Below are 23,889 nucleotides of genomic sequence, written 5' to 3'. Positions count from 1 at the left end.
TCGGCTACAGGTCGGCGTGCAGCTGCCAGACACGTTCGGCCGAGTCCCGCCAGCTGAACGCTCGGCTGCGGTCGCTCCCAGCGATGGCCAGGCGTTCGGCGAGGGCCGGATCGGTGACGACCGAGGTGATGGCGGCTGCGAGCCGGTCGCCGTACCCGTCGCCGACGCCGACCGGCACGGCGAGTCCCGCGCCTGCCGAGACTTCGAGGTACGCCGGAGCATCCGAGTGGATGACCGGGGTCGCGAGACTGAACGCCTCGATCAGTGCAGTGCCGGAGCCGTCATCGTGACTCGGCGCGATGAAGGCGGTTGCGCCGGCGAGCACGATGGCGAGGTCGCCGGCATCGAGTTCGTCGAGCTGCGTGATGCGTGCCGGCGAGATGCCCTCCTCCTCGGCGACGGCGATCAGATGCTGGTCACCCCAGCTCTCCGGCCCGAGCACGACGATCGGAATCTGGGGCACGCCGCGTCGCCCGAGCGCGGCGAGCACATCGACGAGGCCCTTGCGCGGCTCGAGCGTGCCGGGCACGACGATGTACTCGGACGGAAGTCCCATCCGTGCCGCGCGAACGGGGGCGTCGGCGCCGATCGTCAGGCCGGTGCGTGGTGCCGTGCCGATGACCCGGATGCGGTCGCCGAAATCGGCGATCTCACCGAGCCGCTCGGCGAGTGCGTGCGTGGGCACGACGACCGCGTCGGCGTGACGGCGGGCACGCTTGAGCATGCCCTTCTGCCAGGTCACGGAGGTCGCGCTGAGGGCCTCGGGGTGCGTCCACGGGAGCACGTCATGAACGGTGACGACCACTTGACCGCCGTCGCGATGGTCGTGCTTGCGCAGTGGCGCGAACAGGCTCGGAGCGTGAATCATGCCCGGCCCGGGCGATGTCGTCAGCCCGAGCTGCCAGGCGCCCGCGAGTTCACGCCGAGCGAGGGTCGTCTTGTACAGTCCGGCGAGGCCGGGGATCTCGGAAAGCACGCGGTCGTAGTCGTCGGGCGGCGATGACGAGATGATGCCCTCGACCGTGCAGTCGCGCGGCGTCGCCGCGACGATCGCGCGCGCGAGGTCGTGGGTGTACCTGCCGAGCGCGCCGGGTACCGGTGCGACGATCTGGTCGACGATGACGCGGAGGGTGGTCGTCACGAATCTCCTCTTCGGCTCTGCTGATGGTGGGACTCGCAGATCACCTTCGGTTCGGGTGCGGTGGTTGTCGGCGCAGTCACTAGGCTGCCTCAGCCGCGGGTGAGATACCTCTTGAGACCGGTGGGAATCGGACCTCGGATGCGGAAGAAGCCGTGCACGGCACCCACGATGATCGCGACCGTGTGCTTCGTACGTTTCGGCCCACTGATGATCGCATCGAAGCTCGGCCCGATCTGACGCTTGATGACGGAGAGCGACCAGCGGCGGCGCTTCAAGAAGTTGCGATACACGAGGTCGATGTTGTTTCGAGTGATGTAGTACTGGCGGAACGGCGAGTGGTACTGGTACTCGAAATCGCCGCTGCGATTCCTCACCTGAACACCGAATGGGCGGAATGGGACCATCTCGCCGAGGGCATGCTTGATGTCGGTATCGGCCGCGACAGCGATGCGGAACCCGTGATCACGAGCCCGAAGGCAATACTCCGTGTCGACGCAATCGATGACCAGGCGCTCATCGAACAGGCCGGCGTGCTCGAGGCATCGCCGAGAGATGACGAAGCCCGATTGGATCGCTTCCGGTACGAGTCCGAGGCCTTCAGGCGAATACCAGGTCGGGATCGACGGTTCCCCGTTCACGCGATCGGTGCACACGATGCCGAGATTGGTGACGGAGTTGGCCCGAGCGAACGTATCGAGACATGCCGTGACGTAACCGTCGGGCAGCTCAGTGTCTTGATCGGTGTTGACGACGTAGTCGGCGCCATCGGCGAGTGCTGCGCTCACGCCGACGTTGAGCGCACGGGCGATGCCACTGTTCTGCTCGAGGCGGATGACACGGATCGATGCGTTGGCGAGACGGGCCAGGACCTCGTCGGCCGCGATACCCGTGCCATCGTCGACGACGATCACCTCGTCGACCTGGCGTGCCAGCGCGCGCATATGCGCTTCAACATCGGAATCAGGATGATACGTCGGCACCACGGCGATGACATACGGCCGCGCGGCTGCCTCGGCGGTGATCGAGCCGGTGTACTCACGCTTTAGGGCGGCTCTCGACTGGGGCATTAGGCTAGTTTAGGTCCGGCGCCGAAAGGAAGAGTTCACGTGAGTGCTGCCCTGAACCCGAGTTGGTCGGAAGGCCGGCCCGAATCTCTCCTCACGCCGGAAGAGCGGGAGGCTGAGGGGCGTCTCGAGTTGCTCGATCGGGTCATCGGACTCGAGCAGCAATTGAAGGAACTGCAGGCCGCGAATCTTCTCGTTCCCGCCGAGACGGTTGCTGTCGAGCGGAATCTCGCGAGTATGCGCTCTTCCCTGACGTGGCGTGCGGGCCGCGTAGTGACGCTGCCGGTGCGCGCTGCCCGCTATGTCAAGCGGCGGGTGCTTGGATGAGCGTCGATGCGGCACTTGCAGCCCGTGTGGAAGCTTGGATCGATTCCGCCGGCCACACGCCCGATGAGGTGGCTCGCACCGTGGCAGCGGTGCTCTCCGCCGGGTTCGCGCGTGAGAACGTCCGACTCGTCGTTGATCCTGTCGCGCATGAGGACACCGCCGAGCTCTTGACGCAGGCGAGTGCGATCGAGGTTGCGATCATCGCAGCCGATGCGGAGACGCTCAACCTGCGTCTCACCGAGACCCGAGCGGAGTTCGTCTTCGTCGTGCGGTGGGGCGCGGTGGTCAGGGACGTGGTTGCCAAAGTCGTCGGGTTCTTCGACCGGTTCCCAGAGACCGATGTCGTGTACGGCGACTCGGTGACCAATGCCGATCTCCCCCTTCTCCGACCCCAGTTTTCGCCTATTCGTCTGCGGAGCAACGACTATCTCGGTCCGGTCGTCGTCGCTCGCGTGCGCCTTCTTCAGGCGCTGAACGGATTCCGGCCGGAAGCGCGAAGGGCCCAGGTACTTGATGTCGCCCTGCGCGCGCATCGTGGCGGGCGGGTCATGTCGTTGCTTCCCGATGTGCTCGCGATCGAGGACATCGCACCCGACGATTTTGCCGGAACATCGGCTGCGCAGAGCGATGTCGTCCTCGCGCACCTCGCCAGCTCTGGTGTCTCGGCCCGGGTGGAGGAGATCGAGCCCTTCGTCCGCCGCGTGCACTATGACATCGTCGATGAGCCGCTCGTCTCGATTGTCATCCCGACGCGCGGGAGTGCCGTCGAGATCGCCGGTGACGAACGGGTGCTCGTCGTCGAAGCTGTTCGAGGTATCGTCGCTCGCTCGACGTACACCAACCTCGAGTTCGTCGTGGTCGCCGACGCAGAGACGCCCCCGACGGTGATCGCGGAACTCGAAGAGCTGTGTGGTGACGCGCTTCGGCTCGTGGCGTGGAACGCTCCGTTCAATTTCAGCGCGAAGATGAATCGAGGCGCGGCTGCTGCGAGCGGCGACTATCTTCTGCTGTTGAATGATGATGTCGAGGTCGTGACCGACGACTGGATCGAGACGTTGCTCGGTCTCGCGCAGCAAGAGGGCGTCGGTATCGTCGGCGCGAAGCTCTACTTTGAAGACAGCACCGTACAGCACGCCGGCCAGATCTATACCGGCGGCATCGCCGGCCACGCGGCCTTCGGATGGACCGGTGGGCGAGATGACTCGATCAAGTCCATGCTCGTCGACCATGAAGTCTCCGGAGTCACCGCCGCATGCGCGATGATCAGCCGTGACCTCTACTTGGAGGTCGGGGGCTTTACCCTTGCGTTGCCGGGCAACTACAACGATGTCGACCTCAATATGAAGGTTCGCGCGACGGGACGGACGGCGGTGTTCTCTCCATGGGCGCGGCTCTATCACTTCGAGTCGAAGTCGCGGGATCCGAGGATCCTCCACTCGGACCTGCAAACCCTGCAGGGCCGCTGGTCCCGTCGCATGCAGGTCGAGCTGTACTCCCGCATGCTCTGATCACACCGAGTGGCGTAGTCCCCTCAGACGGGGTCGATCGCACCTTGGTCTGCCGCGTCGGCAAGTGCCTCTCGCCAGTCTCGGATAACCGGCAGGCCGACTCGTGCCCAAGCGTCGTGGCCGAGCACAGAGTATGACGGCCGAGGCGCGGGAAGTGCGAATGCCGCACTGTTCGTGCGCGTGATCCGATCCGGGTCGATTCCACGCTCTTCGAGCACTGCTCGCGCCAAGTCGTACCACGTGGCTTGGCCTGAACTCGTGCCGTGGTAGATGCCCGCTGGCGCCTCGGCGTCGAGCAGGAGCACGATCTGCGCGGCCAGATCGGAAGTCCACGTCGGCTGGCCGACTTGGTCGTCGACGACCGCCCAGGTGTCTTTCGCAGCTGCGAGCTTCAGCATGGTCTTCGCGAAGTTGGGTCCGTGTGCGCCGTAGAGCCACGCAGTGCGCACGATGAAAGCGCCGTCAGGGTGCAATGCGAGCGCGAGCTCCTCGCCTGCGGCCTTGGTGCGACCGTAGGCGGAGATCGGATCTCGTGTGCCTGTCTCGAGGTAGGGTGACGTCGCGCTTCCATTGAAGACGTAGTCGGTGGAGATCGAGACGAATCGGGCACCGGTATCCGCTGCGGCAGCCGCGAGGATGGCCACGCCGCTCGCGTTGATTGCATAGGCAGCGATCTCGTCCGACTCGGCGGCGTCGACTTTCGTGTACGCGGCGCAGTTGATGACGACATTGTGTCCGCTGATCGCGGATCGCACTGCCGCGGCATCTGTCACGTCCAGATCGGAGCGCGAGAGGGCGGTGACCTGACGTCCGGAGAGAGTGGTCTGCAGGTCGCGCCCAAGCATACCGGCGGCGCCCGTGATCAGATAACGCATGGCGCTACTGCCCCTGGGCCTGATAACGGGCCTCAGTCGCGTCCTTCTGCGGCGCCCACCACGTTTCATGGTCGCGGTACCAGTCGATCGTGTCCTTGAGGCCCGCCTCGAAGTCGGAGTACTCCGGGCTCCAGCCCAGCTCGGAGCGCAGGCGGGTGGAGTCGATCGCGTATCGCAGATCGTGGCCGGGGCGGTCGACGACGTGGTCGTAGGCGTCGGCCGCATGCCCGAGCTGGGTGAGGATGAGCTCTACGACCTCTTTGTTGTTCTTCTCGCCGTCAGCGCCGATGAGGTAAGTCTCGCCGATCACGCCCTTCTCGAGGATCGTCAGCACGGCCGAGGAATGGTCGTTCGCGTGGATCCAGTCGCGCACGTTCTCGCCCGCGCCGTACAGCTTCGGGCGTTCGTCGCGGAGGACGTTCGTGATCTGGCGGGGGATGAACTTCTCGACGTGCTGGTACGGGCCGTAGTTGTTCGAACAGTTCGAGATCGTTGCCTGCAACCCGAACGATCGTACCCAGGCGCGAACGAGCAGGTCGCTGCCGGCTTTCGTCGAGGAGTACGGACTCGAGGGGTTGTACGGGGTCTGCTCGGTGAACTTGGCGGGATCGTCGAGCTCGAGGTCGCCGTAGACCTCATCCGTCGAGATGTGGTGGAAGCGGATCGAGTGCTTCCGAGCTGCCTCGAGAAGGGTGTAGGTGCCGATGATGTTCGTCTCGAGGAAGGGGCGCGGGTCATCGAGAGAGTTGTCGTTGTGGCTCTCCGCTGCGTAGTGGACCACCGCGTCGTGCACTGCGAAAAGCGTGTCGACGAGTGCCGCGTCGGCGATATCGCCCTGTACGAATCGGAACCGATCTTCAGGCAGTCCGTCGAGCGACGCGAGATTGCCCGCGTACGTGAGCTTGTCGAGCACGGTCACCGTGTGATCGGTGTTCGCGAGCAGGTAGTGGACGAAGTTCGAGCCGATGAAGCCGGCGCCGCCGGTCACGAGGATTCTCATGGGTTTGGATATCTCCTGACGATGAGTGAGGCCGACCGAGTCTATCCGGACGAAGCTGTGCACGGCCGGCGAGGTCGGGGCCCCAACACTTAGGCTGTTCCGAAACACGACCATGAACGAGGATGCCCATGACGATGCTCGACGGTGAAGCCGCCCATCGATCCGCTGCGACGCCGACGCCCGCGTGGCTCAGCCCGGCCTCGTACTGGCAGCCGGCGCACATCGTGACATCCGCTTGGCTCGAGCACGCACCCTTCGCATTCTGGCTCGTCGACGTCATCCGACCGAATCGCATCGTCGAGCTCGGCACGCATTTCGGATTCTCCTTCTTCGTATTCGCCGAGGCGGTACGCAGGCTCGGGCTCGACACCGAGATACTCGCGCTCGACACGTGGCGCGGCGATGATCACGCCGGGTTCTACGGCGACGAGGTCTACGCCTCTCTCAAGAGCATCGCCGAAGCCGAGTACGGTGATTCAGCGCGTCTGCTGCGCGGGTACTTTTCGGAATCACGCGCTCAGGTCGCCGATGACTCGGTCGACCTCCTCCACATCGACGGTCGACACGGTTACGAGGACGTGAAGGAGGATTTCGAGTCCTGGGCGGGAACCGTACGGAGCGGGGGTATCGTGCTCTTCCACGACATCGCGGAGCATGATCGCGAGTTCGGTGTGTGGAGGCTCTGGGGCGAACTCTCCTCGACCCATCCGTCGTTCGCATTCACACATGAACACGGCCTCGGCGTGCTCGCGATCGGTTCGAACGCCCACCGGGCATTGCAGCCCCTTTTCGAGGCCGATGCCGACGAGACGGCACGTATCCGCGCGACGTACGAGCGTCTCGGTGCGCGGGTGACACGGCAGGCGGAGTTCGAGGCGATGCCCGCGGAGATCAGTTCGCTGCACGACGTGGTCAGATCGCTCGAGGAGGAGATCTCGCGCCTCACGTCGGCCGTCGAGCAACGGGATCAGGCGATAGAGGAGTACCGCGGGAGCACCAGCTGGCGACTCACTCAGCCCCTCCGCGCCCTTGGCGGTGTCCTGGGGCGACGGTCGCGCTGACGGGTCGAGAGGTCGAGATGACTCCCGCTCGGCGACGGTCGAGTAGGCTTGTGTCCCGTGCAGATCCGCGAACTCAGCATTCCCGACAGCTACGAGATCACGCCCACTCAGTTCCCTGATGACCGTGGTGTGTTCTTCGAGTGGTATCGCTTCGATCGACTCGCCGAGACGATCGGTCACCCGCTCGACCTTGCGCAGGGTAACAGCTCTGTGTCGAACCGAGGAGTCGTACGCGGCATCCACTTTGCTGATGTCCCGCCGAGCCAGGCGAAGTACGTCACCGCCAACCGGGGTGCCGTACTGGACTTCGTGATCGATATCCGCGTCGGTTCGCCGACGTTCGGCGAATGGGACTCGGTACTGCTCGATGACGTCGACCGACGGGCGATCTATATCGCTGAAGGTCTCGGGCACTGCTTCGTCTCGCTTACCGATGACGCGACCGTGAGCTACCTCGTCACTTCGACCTTCAACGCTGAGCGTGAGCACGGGATCGATCCGACCGATCCCGATGTTGGGCTCGTGTTCCCCGAAGCAGCCGGTGACTTGCTGCTGTCACCGAAAGACACCGCGGCGCCGGGTCTGCAGGAGGCTGCCGCATCGGGTCTGTTGCCGACGTGGGAAGCGGCCCGTGAGTACTACGCCTCACTGAACGCAAAGGACTGATATGCGCGGCATCATTCTCGCCGGCGGCTCCGGTACTCGACTGTGGCCGATCACCAAGGGCATCTCGAAGCAACTGATGCCGATCTATGACAAGCCGATGATCTACTACCCGCTGTCGACTCTGATGATGGCCGGGATCAACGAGATATTGATCATCACCACACCCGAGTACAACACGCAGTTCCGTGCCCTGCTCGGGGATGGTTCCGACCTCGGAATCACCATCGAGTACGCCGTGCAACCGAACCCCGACGGGCTCGCTCAGGCCTTCATCATCGGTGAGGAGTTCATCGGTGACGATTCGGTGGCGCTCGTCCTCGGTGACAACATCTTCCACGGAACCGGACTCGGCTCCGCACTGCGCGGAAACGCGAACATCGACGGCGCCGTGATCTTCGCGTATCAGGTGAGCAACCCGACCGCATATGGCGTGGTCGAGTTCGCGGCCGACAACACCGCCATTTCCATCGAGGAGAAGCCGGCAGCGCCGAGGAGTAATTTCGCGGTTCCCGGACTGTACTTCTACGACAACTCCGTCATCGAGATTGCGAAGACGATCGAGCCGAGCGACCGCGGCGAATTAGAGATCAGCACGGTCAACGACCGGTACCTGCAACAGGGCAAGCTGCGCGTGCAGGTCCTGGATCGTGGCACGGCCTGGCTCGACACCGGCACATTCGAGTCCATGATGCAGGCGTCGGAGTACGTTCGTGTGATCGAAGACCGGCAAGGCTTCAAGATCGGCTGCATCGAGGAGATCGCCTGGCGAGCCGGGTGGATCGATGACGACCAGCTCGATGCGCTCGCCGCGCCGCTGGTGAAGAGCGGCTACGGCGCCTATCTGCGGCGGCTTGTCGCCCGTTGAGACTCGCGGGAGCGACGTTCCTCGATACTCGACCTCATCCGGAGGCCGGTCAACAGTAGAATCCTCAGCGGGAGGAGCAGCCGATGGGCGTACTTCTTCTCGACGAATCGGGCGGCGCTCCTGTGATGGGCGCGGATCATCGCCGCCGATGACGACCCGGTAGTCGAATGCCCGCCGGTGTGCGTGACTTCTGCCGACGGTTCGAAGCGATTGCGCCATCCGTGCTTCGCGAATCGGTGGCCGAGATCGACGTCCTCGAAGTACATGAAGAAGTCCTCGTCGAACCCCGAGATCTCCTCGAAGGCGCTGCGCCGAACGAGGACGCACGAGCCGGACAGCCATCCGGCATCCCGGGCCTCGTCCATCCCCTCGGACGTGTGGTACCGCCGCGTCCAGGGGTTGGCCGGCCAGATGTTGGCGAGGAGGGCGTGGCCGACCCCCGTGCGGAGACTCGGGACCGCTCGGGCCGACGGATAGACCGAGCCATCGTCGTTGCGGATCAGGGGGCCGACGGACGCGACGTCATTGTTGGCCAGGCCGACGTCGAGCATGGTATCGATCGCCCCGGCATGGAAGACCACGTCGGGGTTGGTGATCATGATCCACTCTACCGATGGTGGGAGCTTCGGCACGAGGGCGTTGATTGCGCCCCCGTAGCCCGGGTTCGACGGCAGCGGGGTGTAGCCGCCGCCGGCGCTGAGAACGGCGTCCTCGGTACCGACTGCCGACGGGAGGTTGTCAGCGACCGCCAGCAGAGTCGGATGCGTCGTCGCGTGCCGGACGCTGTCCAGCATCGTGGCGATCTCGCCGGCGGAGCCGTAGCTGACCGAGAGCACGGCGATGATCGGCTTGGAGGCCGACGTCAAGTTCATCGGGTCGCGGCCGGCGTGACCGAACCGCGCGCGTCGAACTGGACGACCCCCGCGCCCATCGGGTCGTCCTCGAAGTCGAGGAAGCCGGCAGCGTCGAGGAGGGCGAGGGGCTCGCCTCCCTCGGTCGTGGCCCCGGCGCTGATGATCAGTCGTTTCGTTCCGAAATTCGTGGCCGGGACATCGAACCGCACGTCATAGTCACCGGGCACGTTGGGCAGCGCGATACCTAGCCCCTCTGTATTCAGTCGGTAGACGGCTTGACCGAGCGGCGTCTGCAGCGTGAAGCCGGTAATCCAGTCCAGGGGCGTGTTCACCCGAGCATGCACAGTGACAGCGATGTCAGTTCCCCGGGGGAGCGGGGCGCCCCCGAGCGCGGCCCCGTCGGATCGCGTCGTCGAGACGGCGATGATCTCCACGGCGGGATGCGAGGACTCCTCCTCGGTCTCCGCCGCGAGGCGGTCGCGCTCGTACCCCTCTCGCAGGATACGAATCCCAGCACCGACGTCGCCGTCGTGCACGACGACGCCACTGTCGAGTACGACCGTCCGGGTGCAGACATCGGCCACCTGCTCGGCGGAGTGGCTGACGAGGACGATGGTGCGCCCCTCTTTCTGGAACTGCCGGATCTTGTTCATGCACTTCAGTTGGAAGGGCTCGTCGCCGACAGCGAGCACCTCGTCGACGAGCAGCAGGTCGGGGTCTGAGTGCACGGCCACTGCGAACGCGAGCCGCACGTACATCCCCGACGAGTAGAACTTGACCTGCGAGTCGATGAACTCGCCGATGCCGGCGAACTCCACGATCTCGTCGAACACGGCATCGGTCTGCGCGGTTGTCATCCCGAGGATCGCCGCGTTGAGGTAGACATTGTCGCGCCCGGAGAGATCCGGGTGGAATCCTGCCCCGAGCTCGAGGAGCGCAGCGACGCGCCCGCGCCGGAAAACGGCGCCGGATGACGCTTCGATGATGCCGCCTATGACCTTCAGCAGCGTGCTCTTGCCCGACCCGTTGTGTCCGATCAGTCCAACGGTCTCGCCGAGCGCGATTTCGAGAGTGACATCGTCGAGTGCGAGGAACTCGGTGCGCGACTTCGACCGCGACCCCCAATACAGGACGCGGTCCTTGAGCGACTTGTCCTTGTGCAGGACGAAGCGTTTCGAGACGTTCTCAGCGCGGACGAGCGGCTGGGCGGTGGTTGTTGTCATAGCTCCTGCGCGAAGTTGGCCTGGAGGCGAGAGAAGATCCGCTGAGCGATCCAGAGCAGTATCAGGCAGATACCCGTCGCGACTAGCATGCGCAGCGCGAGGTCGTCGGGCCAGTACTGAGCGGTGTCGGTCGTGCCGGCCATCCACATCGCCTTCTGCATGCCGAGAACGGCAAGCGTGACCGGGTTGGCGAGATACACCTGCTCCCAAATAGTGCCGCCGATCGCGGTGTGGACGAATCCCACGGAATACACGATGGGCGAAGCCCAGAACAGCACGAGCAGCAGGATCTCGACGAGGTGCTGCACATCGCGAAGGTACACGTTGAGCGCGGACAGAACGAGGGCGAGCGCAGTGGCGAACACGAGGATCAGTGCGACCGAGAGTGGGAGATAGGCCAGGTCGGCGTGGATCGGTGGTCGACCGAGTGCCAGGGTCGCGACGATCAGGATGCCGAACTGCACCGCGAAGTTGAACAGCGATGCGCCGACGGCGGCGAGCGGGAAGATCTCGCGCGGGAGGTAGACCTTTTTGACCAGCCCTGAGTTGTTGACCACTGAGTTGGTCCCGGCGGTGATGATCTCGGAGTACAGCGCCCACGCGGTGAGGCCCGTGAAGACGAAAATGGCGAAATCGGGAATCGAACGTGCAGCACCGAGGAACTGGCCGATGGCGACGTAGTAGATGAGAAGTTGAGCGAGTGGACGCATCAGCGACCAGATAATGCCCAAGCTGCTGTTCTTGTACTTCGCCCGGATCTCACGACTGATGAGACGGCCGAGCAGCTCACGTCGCCCGAAAACCTCGATGAACGAGGACCACGTGCCCCGAGCGAACGAGGCGTCCCGCCCAAGTCGCTGCAGAGGCTCTGGCACCGTTCGTACGGAGCCGGCCGTGCTCTCTTCGCTCATCTGTCCTTCGCATTCAGTCAGTTGGGATCTCAACGATCCTACCCAGTCATCCCTGATGAGGTGCCGCGCGGGACTCAATGCTCCCCGGGCGTAGCATGCGAGGAGTGTCGCTCGCGGCGATTCATGCGTTCGTGTCCTATTCTGAACGTGCTTCGCGGGGGCTGCGCGGCACTTCTTGGGAGGCGGGGGCCGTTGACGTTCAGGACCAGATTCGCGTGGGCGTTCTTCATCGCGCTGGCTGTTATCGGTGGGGCGATGGTGCCGGTGGCCGTCTCACCCGAACCTGCCGCAGCCGTGACCGGTGCGGAGTTCGACCCCGGGTACATCATCAGTGACGCCAACTTCTACAACGGCGCTGCGATGTCGGAGGCGGAGATCCAGCGCTTCTTGGAGCAGGCGGTCGGAACCTGCGCCAATTCGAACTGTCTTCCTCGGTACACCGAGAACACCCCGACGAGGACCTGGAGCTTCGGCACCTGTGCGACCTATCACGGAGCGGCTGGAGAGTCTGCGGCACGAATCATCTTCAAGGTGCAGCAGGCGTGCGGCCTGAGTGCCAAGGTGATTCTGGTGACGCTTCAGAAGGAGCAGGGTCTGGTTACAGATTCCGCGCCCTCCGATGGGGTGATGCGAAAGGCTATGGGGTACGGATGTCCCGATACATCCTCCTGTGATTCCACCTACTACGGCTTCTTCAACCAGGTGTTTGCCGCCGGACGTCAGCTGACCTGGTACAACAACCCCGGAGGTTCGTTCACCTCGATTCGCATCGGCGCGGTGAACGCTCTGCGCTACCACCCGAACGCCGCGTGCGGTACGAAGGATGTGCGAGTGCAGAACAACGCGACGGCTGCGCTCTATTACTACACCCCGTACACTCCGAATGCAGCAGCGCTCAACAATCTCTACGGTACCGGTGATGCATGCAGTGCCTACGGCAACCGAAATTTCTGGCGCATGTACAACGACTGGTTCGGCTCGCCGACCGACACGGCTCGCAACAACCCCATCGGGAACGTCGAACTCGTTGAGCCGCAGCCGGGCGTGTTCCGAGTGGCCGGCTGGGCGATGGACCCCGATACATCGGGATCCCTGTCGATCCACGTGTACGTCGGATCGGTCAGCTCGGCGCACCCGGCGAACCTCCCGCGTGACGACGTTGCCGCAGCGTACGGCAACGGCAGGCTGCACGGCTTCGACGTGTCCGTCCCGGCGCAGGGCGAGGCTGGGACGCCGATCTGCGTGTACGCGATCAACGCGGGGCCGGGCGGCAACGTCCTCCTCGGCTGCTTCCCCCGCACTGCGAAGAGCGGATCGCCGGTGGGCGCCCTGACCGATGTCAAGACGACGGCCTCGGGCATCCAGGCGATCGGATGGTCGCTCGACCCCGACACTGTCCAACCGTCGACGATCCACATCTACGTCGACTCGGTCAGCGCCGCCTACACCGCGAACGCGACGTCCACAGCCATCCCCAGTCAGTACAGCGAGTATGGGACCAAGCACGGCTTCAGCCAGGCGGTCCCGGCGGCTCCGGGAGCGCACACCGTCTGCGTCTACGGCATCAACTCCGGACCTGGCGGGCACGTCCAATTGGGCTGCAAGCAGGTAGTGGTCCCCGACTCGTCCGGACTGAGTGAGAGGGGCCGTCCGCCCGTCGGCAACCTCGAGGTGGTCAAGGGCGGCATCGGCCAGGTTGAGGTGTCCGGCTGGGCCATCGACCCCGACACGGCCACATCCATTCAGGTGCACGTCTACGTCGATTCCTTCAGTGTGGCCGTCGTTGCGAACGGCGAGCGTCCAGACCTGGCGGCCAACTATCCCGCGAACGGGACGAAGCACGGATTCGGGACGGTCATGGCGGCGTCGCCGGGAACGCATTCCGTGTGCGCCTACGGCATCAACACGGCGGCCGGCGGGAATTCCCTTCTCGGCTGTCGGAGTGTCCAGGTCACGGCTGCCATTACCGAGAAGGGCCGCGTTCCCTTCGGCTACCTCGAGGGCGTGAGCGTGGACGCGACCGGAGTGACGGCATCCGGTTGGGCCATCGACCCCGACACCGCCTCCTCCATCCAGGTGCACGTCTACGTCGACTCGTTCAGTGTCGCGACCGCCGCGTCGCTCGACCGGGGGGACGTCGGGGCGGCCTACCCCGGCTACGGATCCGCGCACGGATACTCCCAGAAGGTTCCTGCAACCCCCGGGCCCCACAGCGTGTGCGCATACGGCATCAACACGGGACCCGGAGGTCCAGCGCTCCTCGGCTGTACGACGGTAACCGTGCCGGGGACCTACACCAACGATCTCGGACGTGCTCCGTTCGGCAGCCTGGAAGCCGCGATCGCCAACCCCGGAGCGATCGACGTCGGCGGATGGGCCATCGACCCGGATACGTCGGCGCCGATCGCGGTCCACGTCTACGTCGACTCGTTCAGCGTCGGTATCACCGCGAACCTCGCTCGAACCGACGTCGGCAACGTCTATCCGGCGTACGGGCCGACCCACGGCTTCTGGACGACGGTGACGGCGACATCTGGAACGCACGACGTGTGCGCGTACGCGATCAACAACGGTGCAGGCGGGAACGCCCTCTTGGGTTGTACGACGGTCACGGTTCCCTGACCGGTTTCGCCCTCGCACTGCCGGCCAGGTGCGACCCGCCGTGGCGCGGAAACGTCCAGGATTCGTTCGTGTCGATGTGGTGGAGACCGTCGTTCGGGGCGCCACAACGACGGTGTCACCTCGGAAGGGTCGACTGGTCGCCTCGCCGCTACCAGTCAGAACTGGACTCGCACGCGTCGCGTCCAGAAATGCGGCATGATGTTGAGGCACCCAAGCCTTTTGCTCGATCGCAGGATTGTGTGCGATCGAAACGAATGGACATATGACGAACCCAGGGTCACCACAGTCGCCGAACCGGCTTTGGCCACGCTCGACAAGTCTGCTCCTTCTCCTCGTGGGCATCGTGCTCAGCGCGACGGCGTTTGCCGTTGTCGTGAATATCCCCGACCTCACCTGGCACCCCGCCCGAGACGCCGAGCTCAGGGTCACGTACGACACCTACCGAGACACGGGAACTCTCCTGATCAAGCCGACGGGCTCAGGCTCATACGGCGTTCAGGCGTCGGCTCCCGGGCCCTTGACGTCAGCGACCTGGGACGACGACCCCGGCTCGTACATCATCGCTAGCCTCATGAGCCACATCAGCAGATCGGATTCGCCCTACCCAGGGTTGGCACTTGCGCAGGCGCTTCTGGTGGCTCTTCCCCTGCTGTGGCTGCCCACTGCCGTCGCTCGGACTCTCAAGAGAGCCAGAGCGGGCTATGCGCTCATTCTCCTCCCTGTTGTGGTGTGGGTTCTCAACCACGGCACTGTGCTGCTGGGAACCGAGTACGGGCTGGCCGATGCGAATAGCACTCTCCGCGTCTATGCACTGTATGGCATCGCTGCGTCCTTCGCTTTCCTCTCGTTGTCGTTCCTCCTTCTTATCAGCACCTATCGACTTCGGACGAGTGTGCTGATCGGCGCGACTCTGGCCGTTGGTGCTCTCGCAGGCTTCGGGAACCTCTCGCGGTCGCTTTCCGGTATTGGGGTCGCGGCATCCGTCGGCGTTCTGTGGTGGATTCACACGAGAGGCCGATGGCGTTGGGCGGCGGCAGCCCTAGGAAGCATCGTTGCCATCACGCTGGCTGTGACCGTACAGAACGGCGTGATGAGCATAATCAACACGGCGCGGGTGGAAACGACGGGCCAGTCGATGGAGGAAGTCCCGGACGCGCACACCGCATGGCACTCCCTGTACTTGGGTCTATCGTATCCTCAACCGATTACCGGCGTGGAGTCCAAGTTCGGTGTCACCTGGTCCGATGAGTTCGCGTGGGCGAAGGCGCGTGAAGTGGACCCGGATGTTCTCGTCGCCAGCGACCAGTACGACGAGATCCTCAAAGGCCTTTACCTGGAGCGGGTCTCGACCGATCCTGTAGGCGTGCTGAAGCTCTACTTGCTCAAGGGTATCTTCGTGGCGAAACACTTCGGCGCCATGATCGCGTTCATCCTGGCTGGTTTCATCGTCGGGTTCCTTCGAAATGCCCGGATGCGAAGACCGCTGGGAATAGTCTTGGCGATCAGCTTGCCAACGCTGATGCTCGGGCTCGCGCCGCCCGTGCTGGTAATGCCGCTGCTCTATTATTTCTCTGAGCTGTCCGCCGTACTCGGACTTCTGACCGCCGTTTCACTCGGTGTCATCGCTTGGGCGCTGACATCGCTGCCGTCCCGGGTGCGTGCACGAGAGCGGGGGCGTCTGTGCCAGCGGCTCACCGCCAATTCGGTTGCGGTCGCCGTGCCAGCAGGAGTGAGTGTGATATTGCCGTGCCGGGACGATGAGGACACGATCGTCTCCACCGTCGACCGTATGGCTGAGCAGTTGTCACCGAACGACGAACTCATCGTCATTCATTCGATGGGGCCAGGTCCGGATCGCGCTTTATCGTTGTCGGCGGATTGGTCGCATGAATGCCGCCTCATCGAACGGCGGAGTTCATTGCCCGGCCTCGGAGACGCGCTACGAACCGGTGTGCTTGCCAGCTCGGGACGCAAGGTTCTGATCGTCGGAGAGGATCTTCCCCCCGAGGTATCCGACATAGGAGAGCTTGTGGATCGGCCCGACATCCTCGTGGCCGTGGTGTCGGAGTCCAGCGTGCGATCGAACGATCAGCCGAACTGGCGACGTACACCTCACACCAGAGTCTCGGCGTTCATCGGGGAGGCGATGCTCGAATCCCGCGGTGCCGACGGATATCGCACAATCCTGGTGGACGGAGATTGGGCTCGCGCATTCGCTGCGCTGTCGAGGGAGAGTGGGCCCCGGTGGATAGATGAACTCGCCCTTGCGGCTCAACTCCAGGGGGCAGGCGTTTTCGAGGAGCGATCAGGGACGCACACCGGCCAGGATGCGTACGCACCGTGGTTTCGTTTCCGAGAGGGTTGGCGGTCGTTCGCAGGATCCTTCAGATTGGCGGTTCATAAGGACGACTACGTCGATGAGTCTTGGGCTCCCGCCACGACCAGTAGCGTGCCGCCGGAGCACTGATCGGTCACGTGAGCGTCATCGATGTCAGCGTGGGGCTGGCGTATTGCCGTTCCCGAGCTTGGCAGCGACGACGTCACCAGAGGCGTCCGGGGAAGCTGCCAGATGGAGGAAGGCGCTTCGGATGTCCTGCAGAGTCCGTGCGATGCCATCAGCGAGATTCGTAGCGGTGCGCCGGTCGAGTTCCGGCCAGTACAGGGACCGGAGACGGAGGTCGGTGCTCTGCAGTGCAGAGTGAGGCGACGAACCCATGATGATGTCCGGTCGTCGGCCGGCTACGCGTCCGAATTCGCTGAGAAGGGCACCGATGCTCACAGAGCGACCTGACGCGATCACCTTCACGTGAAACGGAGTGCGAGTCATGCTCCGCAGGTACAGGCCGCCAGCGATGATCCGATCGGCGCCGTCATCGACGTACAGATAGTCGCGCAGTGTGTCCAAGGGGACAAAAACGGACAGCGGTTTCCGTGTGAAGCTCGACAGGCACAGATGAGATATGAGTCCCTGTGGTTTTGTCAAGCTCTGACCCGGTCCGTACAGATTAGACACTCGACCGACGAGACACTGAACGCCGGTGGATTCGGAGAATCCCCGCGCTATCCCTTCGATCGCGAGCTTCGAACGCCCGTAGTTTCCGAGAGCGGACGTCTCCGAGAGTTCGTCGAATGGCGCGCCATGGGATCCGCCATAGACCCCACCCGCAGATGATGCGACGAACAGGCTGCCTCGCTCCAGCACATTCGCAGGGAGCAATCGGACAAGATCGAGAAAGGACTGGAAGATCTTCACCTCTGCGACAAACTTCTCCGCCGTCGAACCGGTCACTCCGGCCCCGGCGCACCAGTACAGCTGCCACTGGCTGCCTGAGACCGTTTCCACGAAACTGCCGAGACCAACGATGAGATCGGCAATGCACTCGGATGTGTCCCACCTGATGCGGGGACCATCGAACACGGATTCCCCGGATGCGCGGAGTCGGCGCGTGACACCCGAACCCAGTAGGCCGCCGGCGCCGATCACCCAGCTGACGGTGGTCATCAAGTCTGACGGCCGCGCCCCAGCGGACCATCACCGGGATCGCTCGCGATCAGGTACGGGGGCTTGCCCATCGCCATGTTGACCGCCAATCCAAGGTATTCGGCGACCATTCCCACAGAAAAGAGCACGGCGCCCGATACCAGCAGGAGTACGGTCATAGTCGAAGTCCATCCGACAGGCAGATCGACGCCTAACAATCGTTGGACGATGAACACGATCGCCAGGATCATGCCGACTCCTGCGAAAACAGCTCCCGTCGCCGCAACAATCCGCAGTGGCCGAGTGCCGCTGGAGAGAACCAATCGCCAGAAGTGGCTGATGAGTTTTCGCAGAGAGTATCCAGACACTCGCTGGCCCTCGTCACGGAACTCGACGTCGGCGGTCGCGGTGCGAGAGGCGACCCAACCGAGTGCAACGTCGAGATAGACGCCTGACCCGGAATATGCCGCCACGCTCCTTCCGACCTCTCCGAGCACAAGTCGGAAACTCTGGAAGTCAGTCGTGGCCTGACCGGGTGCCAGACGCGAGGTGATCGTCTTGGCTGCTCGGGAAGCTGCGTTGCGCGCCGCACCATGGGGTGGCGCGTTGGTCGGTTTAGCGTACACCACTGGCGATGAGTTCAAGAGGGCGGAATCGATCAGTAGACCGATGGCTGCGGGATCGTGTTGGCCGTCCTCGTCGAGGGTGGCGATCCATTCGGATCCGCTCGAAGCCATTCCCGCAAGAGTGGCCGAGTGCTGGCCGAAGTTGCGGCTCAACCAGACTCCACGGACGAAGTCGTACTGGCGTGCCAGTTCGCGGATGACCTGCGCCGATCCGTCAGGGCCGTTGTCGAAGACGAGGAGAACTTCCGTAACCCGCCATTCTGCGCCGCCAGCGGATGTGGAGGTGTCTGTGAAGAGCGCTATTTCAGCCACGAGATCGGCCAGTGTCATCTCTCCCTTGTAAACCGGGATCACCACGGAGACGAGGTGCGGTTCGTAGGGGGCGTCTGTGTGCATGTGCGCTTTCTGGTCGAGCAGCGAGCAGATCTCGCCTGACTAGACTATCGATTCAGAGACAGCGAGACTATTGCTGCAGAAACTGTAGGGAGCGTCGATGATTCGCCTGATGTCGAGGTTGATCGCCGACCAACGAATCCGCTTCCTGATGGTCGGCGCCACCAATACCGTTGTGGGGTATGTCATCTTCGCGGCGCTCGCTCACTGGGTGTTCGCAGACGTCCCACTCGGCTATTTGATCAGCCTGGCCATCTCCTACGCGTTGGCCATCGGGCTCGCATTCATCCTGTATCGGCGGTTCGTCTTCGCCGTCAAAGGACGAGTGTTCGGTGACCTGGTCAGGTTCGTCAGCGTCTACATCGTCGCGATCGGGGCGAATGCGCTGACGCTACCGCTGCTCGTGGAGGTGGTTGGGGTCCCTCCTCTGCTCGCTCAGGCGATTATTCTCGTCGTCACCACCGTGCTGAGTTTCGTGGGTCACAAGAACTTCTCATTCCGTCGCCGCCCGGACTACGGCGACTCCGCGAGAGAAGCTTCGTAGACACCGCACCGGCTGGTGTCCGTCGTTCCAGCCCAGCACGAAGCACACGCGTCAGGAGGCCCAGTCGACGACGTCGGTGAGGTGGGATCCGCCACCCTCGAGCGCCTTCACGTCGTGGTCGACCATGAGCTCAGCGAGTTGGGGAGCAGTGACGGAGGGAGTCCAGCCGAGTTCGCGCTGGGCGAGGCCGTAGTCGCCCACAAGGGCGTCCACCTCCGTCGGCCGGATGTAGCGCTCGTCGAAACGCACGTACTTCTCCCATTCGAGCCCGACCCGGGAGAACGCGAAGGAGAGGAAATCGCGCACGGTGTACGCCGCGTTGGTGGCGACGACGTAATCCTGCGGGGTGTCGTGCTGGAGCATCCTCCACATCGCCTCGACGTACTCCGGCGCGTAGCCCCAGTCGCGTACGGCATCGAGGTTGCCCATGTAAAGCTCGCTCTGCTCTCCGGCGGCGATCCGTGCAGCCGCGCGCGTGATCTTCCGAGTCACGAAGGTCTCACCGCGGCGCGGCGACTCGTGGTTGAAGAGGATGCCGTTCACGGCGAACAGCCCGAAGGCCTCCCGGTAGTTCTTGGTCATCCAGTAGGAGTAGACCTTTGCGGCGCCGTAAGGGGAACGCGGATAGAACGGCGTCGACTCGTTCTGCGGCGGCGGGGTGGCACCGAACATCTCCGAGCTGCTCGCCTGGTAGTACCGGCTCTCCAGCCCTGCGAGCCGCATCGCCTCCAGGAGGCGGGTCGTCCCGAGGCCCGTGGTGTCGCCCGTGTACTCAGGCTCGTCGAAGCTGACCCGCACGTGAGACTGCGCCGCGAGGTTGTAGATCTCCTGGGGGCGGATGCTGTCCATCAGCGTCACCAGGCGCGAACCGTCGGTCAGGTCGCCGTAGTGGAGCGTGAGGCGGTGGCCGGGCGCGTGCGGGTCCTCGAAGAGGTGATCGAGGCGGACCGTGTTGAAGGTCGAGGCGCGACGGATGAGGCCGTGCACCTCGTAGCCCTTCGACAGCAGCAGTTCGGCCAGGTAGCTGCCGTCCTGCCCGGTGATTCCGGTGATGAATGCTCTCTTGGGTTCCATGTCAGATCGAATGGCTTTCTGTCCGGGGCTGTCGCCCACCGCAGGCGACATAGCGCGCGCTGAGCGACCACCGTCATAGGTTGTCGAAGACCTCTGCGAGGATACCGATCTCGTCGTCGATGGGGAAGTGGTGATTTCCGACAAACAGGCCGTCGTCGTGGATGCGATCGGCCGCCGGGAGTGCGTCCGGCACGATCGCGTCGAGGTGGCGCATGACGGGATTGCGGGTGAAGTTGCCCGCGACGATCGGCCTGCTCTCGATCCCGGCCGTGGTCAGCGCCTGGACGACATCCGAGCGGCGACCGGACAGCGTACCCTCGAGCACGAGGGCGAACCCGAACCAGCTGCTCGCGCCGTTCTCCTGTTGGATGCGCACATTCTCCCTGCCGGCGAACGCCTCCGTGAAGCGAGCCGCGTTGCGGCGCCGCTCCTCGACGATGCCCGGCAGCTTGCGGATCTGCTGGCGCCCGATGGCACCCGACATCTCGAGCGGCCGCACGTTGTATCCGGGCAGCACGAACCGGAAGAGGTCGTCGAAGCTGTCGCCGGTCTTCGCGTGGACGAGGTTGTCGAACGGGAGTTCGCGGGTCCACCCATGCGCACGCAGCGAGACGGCGGCCTGGTGCACGTAGTCGTCATCCGTCGTGATCAGCCCGCCCTCCATGGTGGAGATGTGATGTGAGAAGAACGAACTGAACGTGCCGGCGATGCCGAAAGTACCCGCCTGCTTGCCATCGATGGATGCACCCAGGGACTCGCAGTTGTCCTCGATCAGAATCAGCCCGTGCTGCGCGCACAGCGCGCTCAGGCCGATCAGGTCCGCCGGGTTGCCGAGCAGGTTGACGGCGAGCACGGCCTTGGTCGCCGGCGTGATCGCGGCTTCGACGGCCGCGAGGTCGATGTTGAGCGTGTCAAGGTCGACGTCCACGAAGCGCAGCCGGAGGCCCAACTGGCGGACGGGGTAGTACGTGGTCGCCCAGGAGACGGCGGGGACGATGACCTCGTCGCCTGGATTCAGGTCGATGTGCGGAGCCGTCACGAGCGCGGTGATGGCGATGAGATTGGCGCTGCTCCCCGAGTTGACCATCACCGCGTGCCGGCTGCCGACCGAGGCCGCGAACTCGTCCTCGAAGGCCTTGACCTCGGGCCCCATCGTGAATCGGCCGCTCTCGACGACGCGCTGGATGGCGTCGTACTCCTGGGAGTCCCACGTCGTCGTCGCCAGGGGGAAGCGGATGGATGACATCGTTCAGCCTGCGTTTCCGGTAGTTGCGAGCGTATTCAGGTACGCGTCGTAGGACGCCGTCATGCCGTCCTCGAGGGACGTGCTCGCGGTCCAGCCGAACTGCGCCGCGACAGACGAGTCCATGAGCTTCTGGTGCATGCCGGCCGGCTTCGAGGGGTCCGTCACCAGCTCGCACTCGTAGTCGACCGCTGCGAGCGCTGCGCGGTAGTAGTCGAGGATGCTGTGGTCCTCGCCCTTGCCGACGTTCATCAGGGTGGGCCAGTCCGCCAGCCGGTCGAGGTTCTCCACCAGCCATCCGGCCAGGTCGCCGACGTAGGTGAATTCGCGCCGTGCTGTTCCGTCTCCCCAGACATCGATGGACGAGGCGCCGCTGGTCTTGGCCGCATGAGCCTTGGCGATGCTTGCCGCGACGAGGTGACCCTTCCCGAGGTCGAAGTCGTCGTTGGGGCCGTAGAGGTTCGACGGGATGATCACGCGATAGGCGTGTCCGAACTGGCCGGCCACGTACTCGCAGAATCGCGCGGCGGCGATCTTGGAAATGGCGTAGCCCTCGTTCGTCGGCTCGAGAGGGGCAGCCAAGACGTCGGATTCGACCAGCGGCTGGCGGTAGTCCTTCGGGTACATGCACGAGCTGCCGAAGTAGACGAACCGCTCGACCGATGACTCGAGCGAGGCGCTCAGCACGTTCGAATCCAGGCGGAGGTTGTCCATCAGGAACCCGGCCGGGTCGGCGATGTTCGCCGCGATACCGCCGACACGAGCGGCCGCATGGATGACCGCGTCTGGCCGGACGTCCGCCATGATGCGGCGCACCGCGTCGGCCTCCCTGAGGTCGCCGTCGGCGCGGGTGACCGGTATCAGTTCGGCCGGCCGGCCGGTTCTGGTCCAGGCATCGGCTATGGACCGGGCGAGCATGCCATTGCCGCCGGTGAGAAGTACGCGCATTCCGTCGAGAATAGTCGATGAGTCAACGGCGCGGGGCAGGCGGCCTCCCGGCGCTCACGCCGCAACGGCCTGTAGTGTGTGGATCTGCACATCGCGAGACGCATCGGCCTCCCAATGCGTCCGTTCCATGTCCCAGATCCCCGTGAGGATACCCACACCACGATGACCGACGGACCAGAGCAGGACCATACCGCCGGCGATGCTGGCAGAGGGGGCCACCTCAGGACGCACGCCAAGGGCCTGTCGGCGATCGCGATAGCGACGATCGTCGGAGTGCTCGCCTCGTTCGTCTTCCAGATCGCCAGCGCGAGGTACCTCGCGCCTGCGGACTTCGGCCTGCTCGCCGCCTTCTTCGTCGTCGTCAACGTGGCGGCCATCGGGAGCTCCTCGCTGCAGAACCTGGTGACGGTGCACACGGCCTCCGCCCTGACGGCGGACGGCGCTCAGAAGCGACGGCATCGGTGGCCCGTCGACGCGCTCGTCCTCGGCGGGTTCGGCCTCGTCGTCGTCGCGGTGTTGTCGCCGGTGCTGGCGCGATCGCTCGACACGCAGGTCTGGGTCATCCTCGCGGCGGCGGCGTGCATCCCGCTGAGCTTCCTCTTCGCGCAGTACCTCGGGCTGCTCCAGGGATCGGGACGGGTGGCTTCTGCCGTGTGGTGGTCGACACAGTCCCTGGTCATCCGAGTCGCCATGACCATCCTCGTCGTCCTCATCGGACTGGGGTTGTCCGGTGTCATCGGGGCCGTTGTCGCGGCGACGCTGGTCGCCCTGATCGGGGCATGGTGGGCGGCCAGGAGCATCCCCCGACCGGTCCAGGGCGCTTTCTCGGTCGCCGGCCTGACCATTATCGTCCTGACCGTCTCGTTCGCCTGGCTGACCAGTTCCGACGTCCTACTCCTGAGAGCCGGCGCGTCCCAGACGCTCGCCGGCCAGTATGCCGCCGTGGCGGTGCTGGTGAAGGCGGCGTTCCTCCTCCCGTCCACCCTCTCGCTCTACCTGCTGCCGCGCTTCGTCCGCAACCGCGACAACCCGCGCCTGATGCGACTCGGCGTCCTCGCGACGGCGGGCCTGGCAGCGGTGACCGGCGTCGCCCTCGTGTTCTTCTTCCTGTTGTTCGGACCGTTGGTCATCTCCCTGCTCTACGGGTCTGCGTACGATCAGGCGGCCGAGCTCCTGATACCCGTCTCGCTCGCCTACCTGCCGTGGATCGTCGCACAGGGCATGCTCATCCGCATGACGGCGTCCGCTTCCAAGGTGGCCGCGACGGTGTTGGTACTATCGGTTGCCGGTCAGTGGATCGCGTTCACGTCGGTGATTCCCGATGTCGGAGCGCTACTGGTCTGGCAGGCGGTGATCGGCTCGATCGTCCTGATCGCCTTCATCGCGGTCGAGTTCGCTCACGCACGGGCAGCTTCACAGGGAGAGAATAGATGAGTCGTGTTGGTGCCGACGGTGTCTGTGGC

General features: G+C 64.4%; 21 protein-coding genes. 9 read left to right on the top strand and 12 right to left on the bottom strand.

Going from position 1 to position 23,889, the window contains the following annotated elements; all coding sequences use genetic code 11:
* Positions 1–4: 4 nt before the first annotated feature.
* On the bottom strand, positions 5–1,141 hold the full coding sequence (locus AC1C2S_RS01830; protein WP_495350834.1) for a glycosyltransferase family 4 protein: 1,137 nt from the start codon (positions 1,139–1,141) through the stop codon (positions 5–7).
* 89 nt (positions 1,142–1,230) lie between these two features.
* A complete protein-coding gene (locus tag AC1C2S_RS01825) occupies positions 1,231–2,208 on the bottom strand; it encodes a glycosyltransferase family 2 protein (protein WP_495350833.1) in 978 nt (325 codons plus the stop codon).
* A gap of 39 nt (positions 2,209–2,247) precedes the next feature.
* On the opposite strand from AC1C2S_RS01825, the gene AC1C2S_RS01820 reads away from it, so the two are divergent.
* Together AC1C2S_RS01820 and AC1C2S_RS01815 are read left to right on the top strand one after the other, a co-directional pair.
* Positions 2,248–2,532: a hypothetical protein gene (locus AC1C2S_RS01820; RefSeq protein ID WP_495350832.1), complete on the top strand. Its 285-nt coding sequence runs from the start codon at positions 2,248–2,250 to the stop codon at positions 2,530–2,532.
* A 359-nt stretch (positions 2,533–2,891) separates the two neighbouring features.
* Positions 2,892–4,040 (top strand): glycosyltransferase family 2 protein, encoded by a 1,149-nt coding sequence (locus AC1C2S_RS01815; protein ID WP_495350831.1) that lies wholly within the window; start codon positions 2,892–2,894, stop codon positions 4,038–4,040.
* Positions 4,041–4,063: 23 nt separating this feature from the next.
* On the opposite strand, the gene rfbD is transcribed toward AC1C2S_RS01815, so the two are convergent.
* Together rfbD and rfbB are read right to left on the bottom strand one after the other, a co-directional pair.
* A complete protein-coding gene (gene rfbD, locus AC1C2S_RS01810; RefSeq protein ID WP_495350830.1) occupies positions 4,064–4,915 on the bottom strand; it encodes a dTDP-4-dehydrorhamnose reductase in 852 nt (283 codons plus the stop codon).
* 4 nt (positions 4,916–4,919) lie between these two features.
* Positions 4,920–5,915, bottom strand: coding sequence for a dTDP-glucose 4,6-dehydratase (gene rfbB, locus AC1C2S_RS01805; RefSeq protein WP_495350829.1), 996 nt, complete (start codon positions 5,913–5,915; stop codon positions 4,920–4,922).
* 128 nt (positions 5,916–6,043) lie between these two features.
* Between rfbB and AC1C2S_RS01800 the strand changes: the two genes are divergently transcribed.
* From AC1C2S_RS01800 to rfbA, 3 genes are read left to right on the top strand one after another with little or no spacing between them, the layout of a single operon-like run.
* The gene (locus tag AC1C2S_RS01800) at positions 6,044–6,976 is read left to right on the top strand and encodes a class I SAM-dependent methyltransferase (protein ID WP_495350828.1); all 933 of its coding nucleotides are present in this window, start codon (positions 6,044–6,046) and stop codon (positions 6,974–6,976) included.
* Between the two features lie 57 nt (positions 6,977–7,033).
* A complete protein-coding gene (locus AC1C2S_RS01795; protein WP_495350827.1) occupies positions 7,034–7,642 on the top strand; it encodes a dTDP-4-dehydrorhamnose 3,5-epimerase family protein in 609 nt (202 codons plus the stop codon).
* 1 nt (position 7,643) lies between these two features.
* The gene (gene rfbA / locus AC1C2S_RS01790) at positions 7,644–8,507 is read left to right on the top strand and encodes a glucose-1-phosphate thymidylyltransferase RfbA (protein WP_495350826.1); all 864 of its coding nucleotides are present in this window, start codon (positions 7,644–7,646) and stop codon (positions 8,505–8,507) included.
* On the opposite strand, the gene AC1C2S_RS01785 is transcribed toward rfbA, so the two are convergent.
* Genes AC1C2S_RS01785 through AC1C2S_RS01775 form a run of 3 tightly spaced genes read right to left on the bottom strand, consistent with a single transcriptional unit; the run spans position 8,480 to position 11,495 of the window.
* Complete coding sequence (locus tag AC1C2S_RS01785) at positions 8,480–9,379, bottom strand: glycosyltransferase family 2 protein (RefSeq protein WP_495350825.1); 900 nt, start codon at positions 9,377–9,379, stop codon at positions 8,480–8,482. The two genes, rfbA and AC1C2S_RS01785, sit on opposite strands and share 28 nt — an antisense overlap.
* Entirely contained in the window at positions 9,376–10,584 is a 1,209-nt protein-coding gene (locus tag AC1C2S_RS01780; RefSeq protein ID WP_495350824.1) for an ABC transporter ATP-binding protein, read from the bottom strand. Before AC1C2S_RS01780 ends, AC1C2S_RS01785 begins: the two co-directional genes overlap by 4 nt.
* Positions 10,581–11,495, bottom strand: coding sequence for an ABC transporter permease (locus AC1C2S_RS01775; protein ID WP_495350823.1), 915 nt, complete (start codon positions 11,493–11,495; stop codon positions 10,581–10,583). The genes AC1C2S_RS01780 and AC1C2S_RS01775 overlap by 4 nt, the downstream gene beginning before the upstream one ends.
* Positions 11,496–11,687: 192 nt before the next feature.
* Between AC1C2S_RS01775 and AC1C2S_RS01770 the strand changes: the two genes are divergently transcribed.
* A complete protein-coding gene (locus tag AC1C2S_RS01770) occupies positions 11,688–14,117 on the top strand; it encodes a hypothetical protein (protein ID WP_495350822.1) in 2,430 nt (809 codons plus the stop codon).
* A gap of 334 nt (positions 14,118–14,451) precedes the next feature.
* Positions 14,452–16,584: a glycosyltransferase gene (locus tag AC1C2S_RS01765; protein WP_495350821.1), complete on the top strand. Its 2,133-nt coding sequence runs from the start codon at positions 14,452–14,454 to the stop codon at positions 16,582–16,584.
* 24 nt (positions 16,585–16,608) lie between these two features.
* Here the strand turns inward: AC1C2S_RS01765 and AC1C2S_RS01760 are convergent, their stop codons facing one another.
* Positions 16,609–17,619 (bottom strand): NAD-dependent epimerase/dehydratase family protein, encoded by a 1,011-nt coding sequence (locus AC1C2S_RS01760; RefSeq protein ID WP_495350820.1) that lies wholly within the window; start codon positions 17,617–17,619, stop codon positions 16,609–16,611.
* Positions 17,619–18,620, bottom strand: coding sequence for a glycosyltransferase (locus tag AC1C2S_RS01755; protein WP_495350819.1), 1,002 nt, complete (start codon positions 18,618–18,620; stop codon positions 17,619–17,621). Before AC1C2S_RS01755 ends, AC1C2S_RS01760 begins: the two co-directional genes overlap by 1 nt.
* A gap of 97 nt (positions 18,621–18,717) precedes the next feature.
* On the opposite strand from AC1C2S_RS01755, the gene AC1C2S_RS01750 reads away from it, so the two are divergent.
* The gene (locus AC1C2S_RS01750; protein ID WP_495350818.1) at positions 18,718–19,161 is read left to right on the top strand and encodes a GtrA family protein; all 444 of its coding nucleotides are present in this window, start codon (positions 18,718–18,720) and stop codon (positions 19,159–19,161) included.
* 51 nt (positions 19,162–19,212) lie between these two features.
* Here the strand turns inward: AC1C2S_RS01750 and gmd are convergent, their stop codons facing one another.
* From gmd to AC1C2S_RS01735, 3 genes are all read right to left on the bottom strand, one after another.
* The gene (gene gmd, locus AC1C2S_RS01745; RefSeq protein WP_495350817.1) at positions 19,213–20,235 is read right to left on the bottom strand and encodes a GDP-mannose 4,6-dehydratase; all 1,023 of its coding nucleotides are present in this window, start codon (positions 20,233–20,235) and stop codon (positions 19,213–19,215) included.
* 73 nt (positions 20,236–20,308) lie between these two features.
* Entirely contained in the window at positions 20,309–21,481 is a 1,173-nt protein-coding gene (locus tag AC1C2S_RS01740; RefSeq protein WP_495350816.1) for a DegT/DnrJ/EryC1/StrS family aminotransferase, read from the bottom strand.
* Between the two features lie 3 nt (positions 21,482–21,484).
* Positions 21,485–22,426: an NAD-dependent epimerase/dehydratase family protein gene (locus AC1C2S_RS01735; protein WP_495350815.1), complete on the bottom strand. Its 942-nt coding sequence runs from the start codon at positions 22,424–22,426 to the stop codon at positions 21,485–21,487.
* A 162-nt stretch (positions 22,427–22,588) separates the two neighbouring features.
* Here AC1C2S_RS01735 and AC1C2S_RS01730 point away from each other — a divergent pair, with 162 nt between their 5' ends.
* Positions 22,589–23,860: an oligosaccharide flippase family protein gene (locus AC1C2S_RS01730; protein WP_495350814.1), complete on the top strand. Its 1,272-nt coding sequence runs from the start codon at positions 22,589–22,591 to the stop codon at positions 23,858–23,860.
* The last annotated feature ends 29 nt before the right edge of the window (positions 23,861–23,889 follow it).

It is taken from the genome of Agromyces sp. Y782, from assembly GCF_059445405.1.
The sequence above is the reverse complement of the archived record's forward strand: the minus strand, read 5'-3'. Positions and strand labels throughout refer to the sequence as shown.